This window comes from Amphibacillus jilinensis Y1, from assembly GCF_000306965.1.
Lineage (GTDB): Bacteria > Bacillota > Bacilli > Bacillales > Amphibacillaceae > Amphibacillus_C > Amphibacillus_C jilinensis.
The window spans coordinates 85,953-101,394 of sequence record NZ_JH976437.1; the positions used below are offsets into that span (position 1 = coordinate 85,953).

A 15,442-nucleotide genomic window follows, 5' to 3' on the forward strand; every position below is an offset into this window, starting at 1 on the left:
TGGACTGTTACATACTATTGTTCTTCTACGCTTTAAACTATTACTACTTTGGATATTATAGAGAAATTTAATAAATCTGTCAATCACGGCTAATCAAATGACAACTAGCCACACTTCTAATGATAACAAAGATAGGAACAGATAAAATCATCCCTATTATACCAGCTAACTCGCTTCCAATCAGCAACACGAGAATCACAATAACGGGATGGATGTGTACGCTCCGCCCTAAGATTAATGGCGATAGTAAATTACTTTCTACAAGTTGTACAACAATAATACCGATTAATAAATACAATAGGGTTGATGGACTGGTCGTTATCACCAACAGAACAGCTGGTAAAGCACCGATAATCGGACCAAAGTATGGGATAATATTCATTATTCCCATAAATAAAGCAAGCAGTAAAGAAAACTCTAATTTAATGATGAGATAAACGATATACGTCGTTAAGGCAACAAATAAGCAAATAAGCAACTGTCCCCTAATATAATAACCGAGGTCCTTATCAATTTTCTTTAATAATTGTTTTGAACGCTTTTGATACTTTTTAGGGATCAAAGCGAACAACTTTGCTCTTATTTTACTAGGTTCCAGTAAAAAGTAATAAAGTAATACCGGCACAACAGCTAAACTAATTAAGTATTGATGTAGAGAGGTAAAACCAATAATTCTTTTTTCAATCCAATCTGCACTTAATTTCTCAAATTGATTAAATGTTGCATCTAACTCCTGATGAATAGCATCGGGCAAGACACCAATAACATCATCAAAATGGTTAATCCAATCCCGATAGCCCGTTATAAGTAAAGGTAATTGATCGATTAATCGTTTCGCTTGATCAATAAAGATGGGGTATGTAAAATACACAATAGCAGAAACGGTGCAGACGATAAACAAGTATAACACGATAATAGTTGCCCACCTAGGAAGTCGAAATTGTGTTAGTTTCGATACTATCGGGTTGAACAAATAGGCTAATAATAAAGAAAGAAAAAATGGCAAAATTATTTTATATAAGCTAATCAGAACTACTGAATAATTCGGAAAGACGCGTGTGATTAGAAATAAGATAATTAATGCCATTATCATTAAGATACCTAGGTGATAGTAGCGTTGATAGTTCAACTTTTTCTTAGGCTGCTCCGTTTGTTGTTCATTGGACACGGCGCTCATCTTCACTGAATAAGTCATCTAGAGATAGCAAACTACCATCTAAGTCTACTTCATGGATGTGATAAAAATTTTGTTGTTTACGCATCTCAATAAAGCAGTTCCAACAATAATAATGACCTGGTGCTATTTCTCCTAAATTCTTAGATTGACAATTAATACACTGCATTAAAAAACATCCTTTCCTTCCGTTGTTATCCTAATAACTATTATGGAAAGAAAGGGCGTTATTTAAACCTATAAAATAAATATTTCATTGTTTGAATCAATTTCACAATTCATTCTTAATGTCATAAAGGTTAGATTAAGTCAAAAAATCAAATGGTGAAAGACTAGCCTCTTCGTCAATCGCTTTTTCTATTTGATTAGCATATTGATCATCAGCCAAAATACGGCTTAAACGCTCCTTCAATGTTGTATGCCGTCTACGTGTGTCCTCTTCGTTAACACCCGATAAAAAAGCCTGTTGATTACCACATATAATTAATGATTGTTTTGCCCTCGTAACCGCAGTGTAGAGTAAATTCTTTTTTAACATCCGCCGATAACTCATATCTACCGGCATCACAATAATCGGAAATTCACTACCTTGAGATTTGTGAATCGAAATACAATAGGCATGCATGATATTCAGTAAATCTTTACGATTATAAACGACATCATTGTCATCATAAGAGACGACAAGCTGTTCTTCTTGCTCGACATTCTCTGATTCTTTAAAAATAGCGGTAATTTGACCAATATCGCCATTAAAAACACCATCATCAGGTTGATTAACCAGTTGAATCACTTTATCACCGGTTCGAAAGGTCGCATCCTTAGTCCTCATTTCTCTTACGTCTTTTCTTTTCGGGTTAACGATCGCTTGGATCGTTTGATTAATTTGATGAATTCCAATATTTGTTTTATACATAGGAGCTAATATTTGCATATCCTTTAACTCAAAACCTTTATCTAAAGCTTTTTTAACAATCTGTTTTAATAGGTCAAGAATTGTCTGTGATTGACAAGGAATAAAGTTAAAGTCATTAGATTTGTCCAATGAATCACGCTCAACCTGATTGTGTTTAATCTGGTGAGCCAGTGTAATAATCTTAGAACCTTCCTTTTGTCGATAAACTTCATCAAGTTGAACCGCTGTTATTTGTTGACTAGCTATTAAATCGGCTAAAACTTGGCCAGGTCCCACAGAAGGTAACTGATCCTCATCACCCACTAGCAAAACCTGCATATCGCTTGGAATGGCCTTAAAGAGTTGATTAGCTAAAAAGATATCAACCATAGAGAATTCATCGACAACCAGAAAGCGTCCTTGCAACTGATTTTCTTCATTCTTTTCAAAGCCTTCATGCCCATCCCAGCCCAAAAGTCGGTGTATCGTTAAGGCAGGAAGGCCTGTGGATTCAGTCATTCTTTTAGCTGCCCGTCCCGTCGGAGCCGTTAAAATAAATGGGAATTTTGCTTTACTATCGTAATCTGATAAATCTAATGAAAGCTGATGCAGTGAACTAAAAGCACGCAGGATCCCTTTAATAACGGTTGTTTTTCCAGTACCAGGCCCACCTGTTAGGATCATAAGCTTTTCAGCTAATGCTTGTTTGATCGCTAAATACTGTTCTTTACCATAACTAATCGTCTCTTCTTCTTCTATTTCCCCTACCACTTTTAACAAATCTGCTTCAACTATTTCTTGGTCATGAGGGTTGGAAATAAGTCGGTTTAATTGCGTACAAAAACCCGCTTCAGCATAATAAAGAACAGGCAAATAAACCCTTTCCTCATCAATAACTAGAAAATCCTCTTCTTCCATTTCAATTAATTGCTGATTAATCTGTGTCACTTCAATTTGATAACGTTGTGCCTCTAATAGTTTATTTACACGTTGAATAAGCGTTTCGAACGGAAGATAAACATGTCCTTCTTGCATAGACTCATGTAGACTGTATAAACAGCCTGCTCGAATGCGTGATGGATGATTTAAAGCAAGGTCATTTTGAACAGCAATTAAATCTGCACGGTGAAAACCAAATCCTTCAATATCAAAAACATATTGATAAGGGTTAGACATTAAAACATCTATCGCTTGCTCTTGATAAACCTGATAGATTTTTTGAGCCATCTTCAACCCGATCCCGAATTTCGACAGATGAACAACAATATGGTCAAAGCCTTGATGCTCTCTTAAGCGTGTAGCGAGGGTTTCTTGACGTTCCTTATTCATCCCTTTTATTGAGCTAAGTACATCTGAATGATTAAGTATTTTAGAAATAGCCGTTTCGCCTAATTGATCGACAATCCTTGTTGCAATCGTTTTACCTATACCTTGAAACAGGTCACTAGACAAATAGGCAATTAAACCTTCTTTAGTATCTGGTAAATAACGATTGTAATGGGAAACTTCATATTGAAGACCAAATTTTTTATGTTCAACGAATTCACCATAAAAAAGATAAGCTTCACCTGGTAGCAATTCACTAAAATACCCTTTGACAACAAGGTCAGGTTCCTTGTAATCCTCATTTGTCTCTAATACTTTAACTTTTGCAATGGAAAAATGCTCAGTCTGATTATTATAAATGGTATAAATGAGCTCTCCTTTTATGTAGCGCTTCTCTTCATTGCTTTGCTTTTCTTCCATTACAAATTACCCCTTTTAATCCTGATCCTCTTCTAATATGTATTGCACCTGTGCTAAAGTTTGCTTCGCCATCTCATGTTCAGAATCGATTGCTAACACTTTTTGTAAATACGTTATCGCTTGATCAGTCTGCTCTTGATATAGGAAAGCGATCGCTAGATTATAATATGCATCACTATGCATCGGATCTTTTTCTATCACTTCACGAAATAAATGGGTGGCTTTATCAAGTTGATCCGTTTGTGCCAATGCTAACCCGTATTGAAAAGCTATTTCTATATCTTCTGTTTTCAACTCTCTTGCACGTTGAAAGTATGGTAACGCGTGAATAGTATCAGACAAGTTTTGATAGGATAACCCTAGCATAAAATAAACATCTGTTTCTTCTAAACCGCTTGTAAGTGCATCTTTATAATACTTCGTGGCTTGCTTATACTTTTCCTGCTCAAAATACAGATTACCTAACCCATAAAAGGCAGTCGCTGCATTTTGATCCAAGGCAATCGCACGTTGAAAAAAATGTTCAGCTCGAGTAGAATCACCAACATGTAGTAACACATTACCAAAATTAATATACCCAATTGGATCATCAGGAGATTGCTCTATATAAGCTTGAAAACTAGCTGCTGCCCCCTGATAATCTTGATGCTTCATTTGTTCTATTCCTTGGGCAAGCGAATCCATTTCCATCCACCTCTCTCAACTTACAGTAAAAACTAGGAAAATACAGAACGTACGTCTACGGTTCTGTATTTTTCAAGTAAGATTATATCTTCTTGCTAGATGTTAAAACGAACCTTCAATCAGTGAACCTTTTACGGCCGATTATTACAGTTATAAACATAACCTTAACCTATATAGTCTAAGGATTGACCTGCTTTGAAAACTTTGTCAATCGTTCCCCCACCTAAACAGACTTCCCCTTGATAAAAAACAACAGCTTGTCCTGGTGTAACAGCTCGCTCTTTATTAGCAAAGTTAACAAGCACGGTTTGATCCGCTTGAATTCGAACTGAGACTTCACTATCTTTTTGACGATACCGAAACTTTGCTGTACAGGTGAATTGCTCAGCTGGCGCTCCATTAACCCAATTAATGTCAACAGCTAGCAATTGGTCTGATTTCATATATTGATTATCATACCCTGCTTCCACATATAATAGATTTTCTTTTAAATTTTTCCCAACCACAAACCAAGGACCGCCCGGACCGCCAATTCCTAATCCTTGCCGTTGGCCAATGGTATAATACATTAACCCTTCATGTTGACCTTTATCTTCACCGCTCATCGTCTGAATCCGTCCAGGTTGGGCGGGAAGATACTCACTTAAAAAGGTTTTAAAATCACGTTCTCCAATAAAACAGATGCCTGTGCTATCTTTTTTATTCGCCGTGACAAGATCATTTTCTTTTGCTATTCTACGGACTTCTTTTTTTGGTAGATGACCAAGTGGAAACATTACTTTCTTTAGAACATCACTGGAAAGTTGATTAAGAAAATACGTTTGGTCTTTATTGTCATCAACGCCTCTTAGTAATTCCACTTTCCCATCGCGTATACGTGTTTGTGCATAATGTCCGGTAGCAACATAATCAGCACCTAATGATAAGGCATGGTCAAGGAAAGCTTTAAATTTTATTTCTTTGTTACACATAACATCAGGGTTGGGTGTTCGGCCTGCTTTATATTCATCTAAAAAATAAGTAAATACCTTATCCCAATATTGTTTTTCAAAATTAACCGCAAAATAAGGAATATTAAGTTGATTACACACTCTAACTACATCATCATAATCTTCTGTAGCTGTACAGAATCCTTCATCATCCGTATCATCCCAATTTTTCATAAAAATACCGATAACATCATAGCCTTGTTGTTTTAATAATAAGGCAGTTACTGATGAGTCGACGCCACCACTCATCCCAACGACTACACGCGTATCTTCATTATTACTCATCATTAACACCTCCTGTTTTTATCATTTTTTAGTTAACCTGTTGACGACACGAGCAACACGGGTGGCTGCTTCAATCATCTGATCTTGATTATTAGCTAGACCAAAGCTAAAACGAATGGAATTTTGCGTTCGAGGATCATCAGCACCATACATCGCCACTAACACATGTGATGATTGAAGTGATCCCGCTGTACAAGCACTTCCACTTGAGGCAGCAACTCCCTCAAGATCTAAGTTCATTAACAACGATTCAACATTCGTGTTAGGGAAGCTGACATTTAAAATAGTAGGTGATTGGTTGTCGTATTGACCGTTGACCACAAACTCACACGCAGCCTTTAATTGCGTGTAAAACTGTTCATTATATTGCTTATACCGTTCAAAATTTAAATAATTATTTTCTTCAATCACTTCAATAGCACGTTTCATCCCAACAATAGCCGGGAGGTTTTCTGTTCCAGCCCTTTTTAAGCGCTCTTGTGCTCCTCCGTGTGATAAAGCGGTAAACTTCACGCCTTGTTTCGCATAAAGAAAGCCCACCCCTTTTGGACCATTAAACTTATGAGCTGTTATCGACATTAAGTCAACACCTAAGTCGGTAACATTTATGGGCTTAAGCCCATAAGCTTGTACTGCGTCCGTATGAAAATAAGCTTGGTGACTTTCTAGTAAAGTTGCTATTTGCTTAATCGGCTGTATGGCACCTGTTTCATTATTAATCATCATAATGGAAACGAGGATGGTATCTTCTCTTAAATGTTTTTTAAACATTTCAATGTCCACTTGTCCATACGCATCCACAGGCAAATAAGTCACTTCAAAACCGATAGCTTCTAGGTGTTCAGCGGCATGTAAGATACCGTGGTGTTCAATTTGAGTCGTGATGATGTGTTTTCCTTTGTTTTTATTTGCTTGTGCAACCCCGATTAAAGCAATATTGTCTGCTTCTGTGCCTCCACTTGTAAAATATACTTCTTTTTCGTCTGCCCCAATCGAACGTGCCAAATAACGTCTACTTTCGTCAAGTAAAGCTCGAGCATGTCTGCCAAATCCATGTATACTTGAAGGGTTACCAAACGATTCTTCCATTACTTCGCTCATAGTTTTAATAACCTCGGGATGTATCGGTGTTGTTGCAGCATGATCTAGATAAATGGTATCCACTATGCATACCTCCCTGCTCAAAATTCTCAAATGTAAAACATATATGGTTCGTTATCTTCAAGTTGATCATATTTTGATAAATCATCTAATGTCGTTGTATCGAGTACATTTTTTACTGCATCACGAATTCTTATCCATAAAGCCTGCTTAGCGGGTTCTTCATTTTCAATACCTTCCACAGGTGTAATAGGCCCTTCTAATATACGAATAATGTCGCCTGCTGTAATCTCATTAGCAGCCTTTGCTAACATATAGCCGCCATATGCTCCTCTAATACTCTTGACAAGACCGGCATTACGTAATGCCGGAACAAGCTGTTCAAGATAATGCTCTGACAAATCATGGCTCTGTGCAATACTTTTTAATGACATTGGACGTTCGCCAGTATGTTTAGCTAATGCAATCATCACGGTTAAACCGTAACGGCCTTTGGTTGAAATTTTCATAATGACCCTCTCCTATACCTTTAACCAATAAAATTCTATTTAACTTATTCATTCTTTAGCTACTTCGCTATTATAGCATGAATTATTTATTACTTGCATTTCAACGCTGAAATAAGTACGATGAAAGCAATCCTAACCATTTATCCTATATATAAAACGAACCTTCAATTGTGGACGTTTTTGTTCTTCGCCCACTGGTTAGTTGAGTCGATCAGGACATTAGCGTCCGTTATCCCTGCCTAAATAGATTTACTTTACTCTCTGATTTGGCTGAATATTTTACGGGTGGCTAACTGTGGTAAAGTCAAACTTACGATTCTTCTACAAGCTCAGGAGGGTGTCATGCTTCCTATATAAGACACCCTATCGTTTTAAAAACAACTAAGTAGGAATGAAATAAAATCGTTCACTATGCTACTCTACAAATGTAGAATATTCTAAACGATAGAAATAACTAAAGTCAAGTCAAATACATTTTTAGCTTTGCTACTTTTAACAAAATGAAGGAGTTATTAATATATGGTACAACAACCTTTAGCTTACAGACTACGTCCTGCTCATATTGATGACATTATTGGTCAAGACCATCTTGTAGGAGAGTGCAAAACCATTCGTCGTATGATTGATGCTGAACGACTCACATCTATGATTTTATTTGGCCCCCCAGGAACAGGGAAAACATCGATGGCTATAGCATTAGCGAAATCCTTAAACTTACGTTACAAACTTTTAAATGCTGTAATAGACAAAAAGAAAGAGATGGAGATAGCGGTTGAAGAGGCAAAAATGTCTGGCACATTAGTCATCATTTTGGATGAAGTGCATCGGTTAGACAAAGGCAAGCAAGATTACTTGCTGCCTCATGTTGAAAGCAATCTGATTACTTTAATCGGCTGCACAACAAGTAATCCGTATCACGCAATAAACCCTGCGATCCGGAGCCGTGTTCATTTATTTGAGTTGCATCAACTTAGCACGACTGAAATTAAACAAGCGTTAGCTCGCGCCATTGACGATGTCGAGCATGGGCTTGGAAATCGGCAACTAAGCATTACACCGGAAGCTCTTGATCACTTCGCGCAATCAGCTAATGGTGATTTACGCGCTGCATTAAATGGATTAGAACTAGCTGCCTTCTCCACTAAGACATCTGCTAATCAAATCGTTAATGTTGATTTAACCGTAGCTGAATCTTGTATGCAGAAAAAAAGTTTTTCCCATGATAAAAATGGTGACGCCCACTACGATGTACTTTCTGCTTTTCAAAAGTCAATCCGAGGGAGTGATGTAAATGCCGCCTTACACTACCTAGCGCGTTTGATTGAAGCTGGTGACTTGGATAGCATAGCACGACGCATGACAGTGATCGCCTATGAAGATATTGGCCTGGCTAATCCTCAAGCAGGTCCACGTACTTTAGCCGCTATTGAAGCTGCTGAACGAATTGGGTTTCCAGAAGCACGGATCCCCTTAGCTGTTGCTATCGTCGAGCTATGTTTATCACCAAAGTCTAACTCAGCTTATAAAGCATTGGATGAAGCGCTCTATGATATTAGGCACGGACAAATTGGTGATGTTCCAATACATTTAAAAGATAGCCATTACCAAGGAGCAAGTAAACTTGGACGTGGTGTAGAGTATAAATATCCACACAATTATCCGGGTGGCTGGATTAAACAACAATACTTACCTGACCCTTTAAAAGATAAAAAATATTATAAACCATTAGATACCGGCAAATTTGAACGGGCATTAAAACAGATGTACGAGCAATTAAATAATCATGAATAAATAAACTAGGTTTTGACCATACTTTTCTTATAAACAACCTATTGATCTGACAAGTTACTAAGTAGATCAATTGACTAAGGAGTGAAAAGAATGGCGAAAGTTAGACAAGATGCTTGGTCACATGAAGATGATCTTCTCTTGGCGGAAACTGTGTTGCGACATATTCGGGAAGGAAGTACACAATTAAATGCTTTTGAAGAAGTTGGCGATCAACTAAACCGTACCTCAGCCGCTTGCGGATTTAGATGGAATGCTGAAGTTCGACAAAACTATGACCAGGCTGTTGCCATTGCCAAGCGTCAAAGAAAGCAAAATAAACGCGAGCAATTACGTCAACATAAACCCAATCAGGCGAGCACCTCCCTCTTTAAAGAGGAGAATAATGAGCAGGTAGAAAAGCAACTCTACAATCATTCTAAACAAGATACTTTAGATTTAAATGCGGTTATTCATTATTTAGTTGACCTAAAGAAGCAAACAGAGCAATCTAATAAACAAGTCATGGCATATAGTGAGCTTGAACAGAAGCACCATGCATTAGTTACTGAAAATAAACAGTTAACGCAAGAGGTTGAATCATTGCAGAAGCAGTTAGAGACGGTTCAAGAAGATTATCAAACTTTCTTAAAGATTATGGACCGCGCAAGAAAAATGGTGGTATTTAGTGACGAAGATGAGAAAAAACTACCAACTTTTATAATGGACAAAAACGGAAATCTAGAGCAAGTAGCAAGATAAGTGTGGACTATTATCTAATTAGTGTTCAGACTTCACAAGACTATCCATACGTTTATCATTGTTGTGTTATACCTCATTAAATGTCATTTACCGTTAAAAGAATATGTTAGAATAGAGAAATTTATCGTTCTCTATTAAAAAAAGGAGCTGTCCTTTTTAAGCACAGCTCCTTTTTTATAGAAAGATCTTCAAATAAATCAATGACCATACATGAATAGAAAGCGCTCATTTCACTAGTGAAATGAGCGCTTATTAGTTGGTCAATAAATCAATCCCGATCGTGCCGTCTAAATAAAAAGTTTTGAACCCGCTCTTGGCAGGTGGGTGCTTTGTCCCCTGCTTTTTACTTCCTCAACACAACAACAAGGCATGTAATCCACAAGGAAACGTCAAGCTCCCGACTTTATAATGTTCGGTCAAAACATTAATAATTTCAACGCACACATCAGGATTTGTTAACCGATTCATTATTGACTTCTGTACATATATTAGCATATATCAAACAAATAATCAAGCAATTATGCAAAGGGTTACAACGTCCTACTCTTCTTTATTTCCTTTGTTTAATCGTTGTAAATGAAGTTCGTCTAATTGCTTTGAACTTACTTGTCCAGGCGCATTTGTCAATGGATCTGAAGCTGATGCTGTTTTAGGAAATAGTATCGTGTCTCGTAAATTTGTTTTACCAGCTAACAGCATAACTAAACGGTCAAAGCCTAAAGCAATACCGCCGTGTGGAGGAGCACCGTACTCAAGAGCCTGTAACAGGAAGTCAAACTGCTCACTCGCTTCTTCTTTTGAAAAACCAAGCACCTTAAACATTTGCTCCTGTAACGCCTTTTGATGAATACGAAGTGAACCGCCTCCTAGTTCAAATCCATTGAGAACTAGATCATAGGCCTCTGCTTTAACAGAGCCAGGATCTGTTTCAAGTTTATCCAAATCAGATGCGATCGGTGATGTAAATGGATGATGTGCTGCAAAATAGCGACCAGCATCTTCATCATACTCTAATAGTGGCCAATCCGTTACCCATAAGAAGTTGAATTGATCGGTATCAATTAAATCTAATTCCTTTGCTAACTTTTGTCTTAGCGCACCTAAACTGTCATACACAACAGACGTTTGATCAGCAACGAATAAAAGTAAGTCTCCATTCTTTGCAGATAAATGTGTGATTAATTCTGTTTGAGCAGCCTGATCAAAAAACTTAGCTATCGGCCCCTTCAACTCCCCTTCAACCACTTTTAACCACGCCAAACCTTTAGCGCCATATATCTTAACAAAGTCTGTTAATTTATCAATATCTTTTCTTGAAAATTGCTCAGCTTGGCCTTCAACATTAATCGCACTTACTTTCCCACCAGATGAAACTGCACTTGAAAACACTTGAAACTCTGAATTGAAAACCAATTTAGATACATCGATAAGTTCTAATCCGAAACGCGTGTCTGGTTTATCAGAACCATAACGTGACATGGCTTCATCGTAGGTCATTCTTGGTAATGGCAATGAAATATCTTTTCTTTTTACATCTTTGATAATACACTTCATCATTTGCTCTGTCATCTCGATAATTTCATCACTTGTCATAAAAGATGTCTCAATATCAATTTGCGTGAACTCTGGTTGTCGATCTGCTCGCAAATCTTCATCACGGAAACAACGCGCAAATTGAAAGTAACGTTCAAAGCCAGCCATCATAATTAATTGTTTAAACAGTTGTGGCGATTGTGGCAAAGCGTAAAAATGCCCCTGATGAACACGACTTGGAACAAGATAGTCTCTTGCACCTTCTGGTGTGCTTTTGGTCAGCATTGGCGTTTCCATTTCTAAATAACCTTGTTCATTGAGGTATTGTCGAATAACTTGTGAAACATGATGTCGCAATTTAAATGTGTATTGCATCGATTCTCTGCGCAAATCGATATAACGATATTTCAAACGAACATCTTCAGAAATATCATCACCTTCCAAAACAGTAAATGGCGGATTTTTAGCTTCATTTAATACCTTGACGTGATTTACCGACACTTCAATTTCCCCAGTCTTCAACTTCGTGTTAACCGTTTCAGTATCACGTTTAACAACTTCACCTTCTAGCTCTATGACGTACTCACTTCTCACTGTTTCAGCTATCAAAAGCGCCTTTTCAGAGATTGCCGGATTAAAAACAGCTTGTACGACACCAGAACGGTCACGCAAATCAATAAAAATCAAGCCACCTAGATCACGTCGTTTCTGAACCCATCCTTTAAGTAATACCTTTGTTCCTATATTTTTTTTTGTTAGTTCACCAGCAAGCTGACGTTGTTCTGTCATTAATATAAGCCCCCTTATAACCGTTCTTTAATATATGAAATGAGCTGGTCAAGTTTAACAGCTGTTTGTTCACCATTATCCATATTCTTAACCATTGCTTCTTTATTTAATATTTCTTCATCACCAAGAATAACGACCCACTTCGCTTGTTGACGATCAGCCGTCTTGAATTGAGCCTTCATTTTCCTGCTTAAGTAATCTTTATCAACTTGAATACCAGCTAGGCGCATTTGATGAACCAATTCGACTGCTTTCAATTCAGATTTTTCACCGATTGAAACAACATAACAATCTAAGCCTTGAGCTATCGGCAGATGTATCCCTTCTGCGTCTAATGCCATTAACAGTCTCTCAACACTTAAAGCAAATCCAATTCCAGGTGTGCTTGGCCCTCCTAAATCTTCAACGAGACCATTGTAACGTCCACCACCAGAAAGTGTAGTAATTGACCCAAATCCCTCTGCATCACTCATAATTTCAAATGCTGTATGATTATAATAATCTAAACCTCGAACAAGGTTAGGGTCGACCACATAAGGAATGCCCATGGCATCGAGATGTGTCTTTAATCGATCGAAATAAAGTTCTGAAGCTTCTGATAAATAATCAAGTATTTTAGGGGCGCTAGCCATTGCTGGATGATCTTTATCTTTTTTACAATCTAACACCCGTAAAGGATTTTTCTCTAAACGACTTTGACAATCCGAGCATAATTCATCTTTATGTGGCATAAAGTGTTTAACTAGTGCTTCACGGTGATGTTCTCTACTCACTTGATCACCAAGTGAATTTAAAACGAGGCGTAACGATTTCAGGCCAAAGCTTTGATAAAAAGAAATGGCCAAACCAATCACCTCGGCATCAATGGCAGGATCGACACTACCTAATGCTTCAATTCCAAATTGAACAAATTGACGCATGCGTCCTTGTTGTGGTCGTTCATAACGAAACATAGGACCACTGTAAAATAACTTCTGTGGTTGGTTAGCTGCGCCGTGCAATTTATGTTGAACAAATGCACGCACCACTGAAGCTGTTCCTTCTGGCCGCAAGGTTAAACTTCTATTCCCTCGATCATCAAAAGTATACATTTCTTTTTGGACGATATCAGTAGTATCACCGACCCCTCTTTGAAATAACTCAGTGTGTTCAAATATTGGTGTTCGTATTTCTTGATAATTGAAACGTCGGCACCACTCATTAAATTTGCTTTCAACATACTGCCATTTTTCACTTTCTCCTGGAAGAATATCCTGAGTCCCTCTTGGTAAATTAATCATCTTCTTTCCTCCTATTGCTCAGTTAAAATCAAAGACCTTTTATGTAAATGGGTTAAGAGCGAAAAATTTTTATAGTTTTAAACACAAAAAAAACGCCTCCCTATAATAAGGGACGAGCGAATACCCGTGTTGCCACCCTAGTTGAATTAATAACAATTAACCCCACTTTAAACAAATAACGCTTGTCCGCGGCTATGCTTACTAAAAGTTCAACATAGCACCTAAGGAATGTCTTTCATTAAAATGCCGGATAGAGACCCTCTCAGCTAATAGATCTCCTCTCTTGCATCTGCATGTTTTAACTACTCTTTCCCTCATTGGTATTGAATTTATCTAATGATTAGAATTGTTTATAATATTACTGTTTGGATCGCTTGTTGTCAAGGCTGATTTGTTAAAATTCTTTACCACACTAAAGAATTTTTTGACTTTAACACTCACTATTGATTATCATTAAAAGAGATCATCATTTGAAGGGGTTTTTTTATGTTTCCAAAAAAGCATATCATCATTTTTATAACCATTTGTTTGCTATTGATTTTATTACCATCATCAATACTATCTGCACGATCGGTTAGAATTGATACAAATGACCTTTTGATTCGAAGCGGACCTGGTACGCAGTATGATCCTTTGGGGCATGCAAATGATGGAGATACCTTTCCTCTTGAAGAAGAACAAGTGGATTGGTTTGCCATTGATTACAATGGGGAAATCGGCTGGGTGAGTCGTCAATATGCCTCAATGATTAGCCAAGATACAAACAATCACGACACGGAAGCGAAACGAGATGATCCTCTTTCCTTTCCTTATGTTTTTAATATCCCAGTTGAAGTCGTTAACTTACGAAGTGAACCCACTGCCCATTCGACTAAACTTGATGAAATCCCCTATAATCAAGAAGTAACTGTTCTTGATCATGTAAATGAGGATTGGATAGAAGTTGAATGGCAAGAACAGCACGGTTACATACCAGCTATTGTGGTGGATGAAATGATTAATAAGCAATCCAGCACTTTAGCTACATTGCAAGGAAAAACAATTGTTATCGATCCTGGACATGGTGGACATGATGTGGGAGCCGTTAGCGTTACTGACCGATACGAGAGTGACTATGCTCTATACACATCAAGAATCTTACAACATCAATTAGAACTGCTTGGTGCCAATGTGTATATGACTCGCGATGATGATTTCTATTATGCCCTAACGCCTCGCTCATCTTTAGCCAATTACGTTCATGCAGATGTGTTTTTAAGTATTCACTATAATAGCGAACCCCAATTCCCATCAGCAACTGGTATTAATACATTTTATCGAAATGAGACCGATCAGGGGTTAGCGACAGCTGTACACAGCGCTGTAATTAAAAAAACAGAAGCTAATGATCGTGGTTTCGAATCTGGTGATTATCTCATTTTAAGAGTATCTAAGCGTCCGAGTTTGTTACTTGAACTTGGTTTCCTATCAAATGCTGAAGAAGAACAAAATATTCAATCGCATACTTATCAACTCAACATTAGTCAAGGGATTATTGAAGGATTGGAAGCCTACTTTAATGATAAATCAAGTTAAAATAACAACCAGTTCATAATTAAGTGCTTCTTCATCTATTAGAAAACTTAGATTCGCTCGATCTTCAACGAATGTGTGAGCGTTTCTTATCACTTGCTACTTTGTCATTTCACTTCGCAATTTGTTAAATGCTTTCCTAACGTATAACAAAGAGGGTGGAACATAACTAAATAATGAAATGGTGTATCCGAACATTCTGAACAAAGCGTAGGAAAAACACGTAGACTCCTCGAAAATAAAGTACGATTTTCTTCGTGCGATGTATGATCGAGGATGCTTTCCTTATCCTGTGGGAATAGCACGAGCTGAGGATCCACTGTGTGAAGTGTACTTCTTCACACAGTGGAGGAATGTTA

General features: G+C 37.5%; 12 protein-coding genes, 1 other RNA gene and 2 other annotated features (1 of these 15 running past the window's edge). Of the genes, 3 read left to right on the plus strand and 10 right to left on the minus strand.

The window, feature by feature from the left end:
• Positions 1 to 37: a binding site (T-box leader), on the minus strand (it extends 171 nt beyond the left edge of the window).
• A gap of 42 nt (positions 38 to 79) precedes the next feature.
• From B494_RS0112145 to cymR, 7 genes are all read right to left on the minus strand, one after another.
• A complete protein-coding gene (locus B494_RS0112145) occupies positions 80 to 1,168 on the minus strand; it encodes an AI-2E family transporter (RefSeq protein ID WP_017472657.1) in 1,089 nt (362 codons plus the stop codon).
• A complete protein-coding gene (locus tag B494_RS0112150) occupies positions 1,158 to 1,343 on the minus strand; it encodes a hypothetical protein (RefSeq protein WP_017472658.1) in 186 nt (61 codons plus the stop codon). Before B494_RS0112150 ends, B494_RS0112145 begins: the two co-directional genes overlap by 11 nt.
• 135 nt (positions 1,344 to 1,478) lie before the next feature.
• Complete coding sequence (gene recD2, locus B494_RS0112155; protein WP_017472659.1) at positions 1,479 to 3,812, minus strand: SF1B family DNA helicase RecD2; 2,334 nt, start codon at positions 3,810 to 3,812, stop codon at positions 1,479 to 1,481.
• Positions 3,813 to 3,827: 15 nt separating this feature from the next.
• Entirely contained in the window at positions 3,828 to 4,496 is a 669-nt protein-coding gene (locus B494_RS0112160; RefSeq protein ID WP_017472660.1) for a tetratricopeptide repeat protein, read from the minus strand.
• 164 nt (positions 4,497 to 4,660) lie between these two features.
• Positions 4,661 to 5,770, minus strand: a complete 1,110-nt coding sequence (gene mnmA / locus B494_RS0112165) for a tRNA 2-thiouridine(34) synthase MnmA (RefSeq protein ID WP_017472661.1) — start codon at positions 5,768 to 5,770, stop codon at positions 4,661 to 4,663.
• 21 nt (positions 5,771 to 5,791) lie between these two features.
• Positions 5,792 to 6,934, minus strand: coding sequence for a cysteine desulfurase family protein (locus B494_RS0112170; protein WP_017472662.1), 1,143 nt, complete (start codon positions 6,932 to 6,934; stop codon positions 5,792 to 5,794).
• 26 nt (positions 6,935 to 6,960) lie between these two features.
• Positions 6,961 to 7,380 (minus strand): cysteine metabolism transcriptional regulator CymR, encoded by a 420-nt coding sequence (gene cymR, locus B494_RS0112175; RefSeq protein WP_017472663.1) that lies wholly within the window; start codon positions 7,378 to 7,380, stop codon positions 6,961 to 6,963.
• Positions 7,381 to 7,899: 519 nt separating this feature from the next.
• On the opposite strand from cymR, the gene B494_RS0112180 reads away from it, so the two are divergent.
• Both B494_RS0112180 and B494_RS0112185 read left to right on the plus strand, forming a co-directional pair.
• A complete protein-coding gene (locus B494_RS0112180) occupies positions 7,900 to 9,171 on the plus strand; it encodes a replication-associated recombination protein A (RefSeq protein WP_017472664.1) in 1,272 nt (423 codons plus the stop codon).
• A gap of 90 nt (positions 9,172 to 9,261) precedes the next feature.
• Positions 9,262 to 9,909 carry an RsfA family transcriptional regulator gene (locus B494_RS0112185; protein WP_017472665.1) on the plus strand — a complete coding sequence of 216 codons (648 nt, stop codon included), beginning with the start codon at positions 9,262 to 9,264 and terminating at the stop codon, positions 9,907 to 9,909.
• A 267-nt stretch (positions 9,910 to 10,176) separates the two neighbouring features.
• Here B494_RS0112185 and ssrS read toward each other — a convergent pair.
• From ssrS to hisS, 3 genes are all read right to left on the minus strand, one after another.
• Positions 10,177 to 10,364: non-coding RNA, 6S RNA (gene ssrS / locus B494_RS20580), on the minus strand.
• Between the two features lie 85 nt (positions 10,365 to 10,449).
• On the minus strand, positions 10,450 to 12,231 hold the full coding sequence (gene aspS / locus B494_RS0112190; protein WP_017472666.1) for an aspartate--tRNA ligase: 1,782 nt from the start codon (positions 12,229 to 12,231) through the stop codon (positions 10,450 to 10,452).
• A gap of 14 nt (positions 12,232 to 12,245) precedes the next feature.
• Complete coding sequence (gene hisS / locus B494_RS0112195) at positions 12,246 to 13,511, minus strand: histidine--tRNA ligase (protein ID WP_017472667.1); 1,266 nt, start codon at positions 13,509 to 13,511, stop codon at positions 12,246 to 12,248.
• Positions 13,512 to 13,616: 105 nt separating this feature from the next.
• Positions 13,617 to 13,838, minus strand: a binding site (T-box leader).
• 159 nt (positions 13,839 to 13,997) lie between these two features.
• Between hisS and B494_RS20185 the strand changes: the two genes are divergently transcribed.
• Complete coding sequence (locus tag B494_RS20185) at positions 13,998 to 15,086, plus strand: N-acetylmuramoyl-L-alanine amidase family protein (protein ID WP_017472668.1); 1,089 nt, start codon at positions 13,998 to 14,000, stop codon at positions 15,084 to 15,086.
• The last annotated feature ends 356 nt before the right edge of the window (positions 15,087 to 15,442 follow it).